This is a genomic window from Wolbachia endosymbiont of Pentidionis agamae (assembly GCF_036711655.1).
In the GTDB taxonomy this organism is placed as follows: Bacteria; Pseudomonadota; Alphaproteobacteria; order Rickettsiales; family Anaplasmataceae; genus JAZHPY01.
In genome coordinates, this window is the sequence record NZ_JAZHPY010000134.1 from 1 (window position 1) to 1,252 (window position 1,252).

Annotated in this window: 3 protein-coding genes; 1 reads left to right on the plus strand and 2 read right to left on the minus strand. The window is 30.9% G+C overall.

Going from position 1 to position 1,252, the window contains the following annotated elements:
* Together V6U76_RS05295 and V6U76_RS05300 are read right to left on the minus strand one after the other, a co-directional pair.
* Positions 1–130 (minus strand): NADH-ubiquinone oxidoreductase chain 4L (locus V6U76_RS05295; protein ID WP_458695395.1); only part of this gene is annotated, 130 nt, incomplete at its 3' end.
* A 127-nt stretch (positions 131–257) separates the two neighbouring features.
* Positions 258–497 (minus strand): hypothetical protein, encoded by a 240-nt coding sequence (locus V6U76_RS05300; RefSeq protein ID WP_333024098.1) that lies wholly within the window; start codon positions 495–497, stop codon positions 258–260.
* A 142-nt stretch (positions 498–639) separates the two neighbouring features.
* Between V6U76_RS05300 and purE the strand changes: the two genes are divergently transcribed.
* A complete protein-coding gene (purE, locus tag V6U76_RS05305) occupies positions 640–1,122 on the plus strand; it encodes a 5-(carboxyamino)imidazole ribonucleotide mutase (protein WP_333024099.1) in 483 nt (160 codons plus the stop codon).
* Positions 1,123–1,252: the final 130 nt, after the last annotated feature.

Sequence of the window (1,252 nt, forward strand, 5' to 3'; positions counted from 1 at the left end):
GTGGAAATGATTCTTTTATATATCCAAGAGATATGTAAAAGAATAAAACAGAATTTTGTAAGATACCTATGCCTATCATTTTTTTTATTAAACTTTTGTCGTTGGCAGCGATATATAAACCTAATATCATTAGCAACAAAGTAACTACGTAATTATACAACATACTTTTATTTACAACGTAAAGCTTAAAATTATATTATCAATTTACTTTTATTTCAATAATAACCTTGCTATCATCTTTGATAGCAAGGTACAGCTTAGGTATACAATATAAAGATTACATTTTTTGCATCAAAGGACTGAATTATTTCTTGACATAATATTGGATCTACACGATGTATACACCCTAATAATAACGCTGCTTCTACACAGATTCCATCTGTTATTTTTCTTGATCTTGAATCTTCAAATTGAGATAATATATTTTTATTTTTTTCAATCTCAGAAATTAAATCTTTATGAGTAGATGTTTCTGATGGCATTCTGGTTACACGCATAAAACCTCCATTGTTGTTAATTACAATTTAAATTTATATGTTTAGTCAATTACTTTTCACACAAAATCTACGTTTGACTAAATAGTTCTAGTATGCATTTATTTTTTTTAATAATATCTAATGTTTATACATATACAAAAATATGGTGGATGTTGCTATAATTATGGGTAGCAAATCAGATTATGCTACTATGCGTCATGCTGAAGATTTACTAAAAGAGATGGAAATATCGCATATTGTATCAATAATATCTGCGCATAGAACACCGGAAAAGCTCTATACTTTTGCTAGATCAGCAGAAGAAAAAGGATTCAAAGTTATAATAGCTGGCGCAGGAGGAGCAGCTCATTTACCAGGCATGACTGCTTCGCTAACCTGTCTGCCGGTAATAGGTGTTCCTATTTTGAGCCAATGTTTAAATGGCATAGATAGTTTGCTCTCTATAGTTCAAATGCCTAAAGGTATACCAGTTGCAACTATGTCAATAGGTATAAGCGGAGCATATAACGCAGCTCTCAGTGCAGCATCCATTTTATCTATTTCAGATAATAAGATTGCTAGTAGATTAAAGAAATGGCGTGAAGAACAGACAAAAAAAGTAGATCAACAATCTACTATTAATTAATAAACTCTATAAATGGATCTCTGACCTACTCAGGTTTCTCACTTATCCTTGTTGATAATGCTTTAACTATTCCAATTCTAATGCCAATTCCCATTACTGAGAGAGCGTATAGACAATCAAGGAAAAAAGC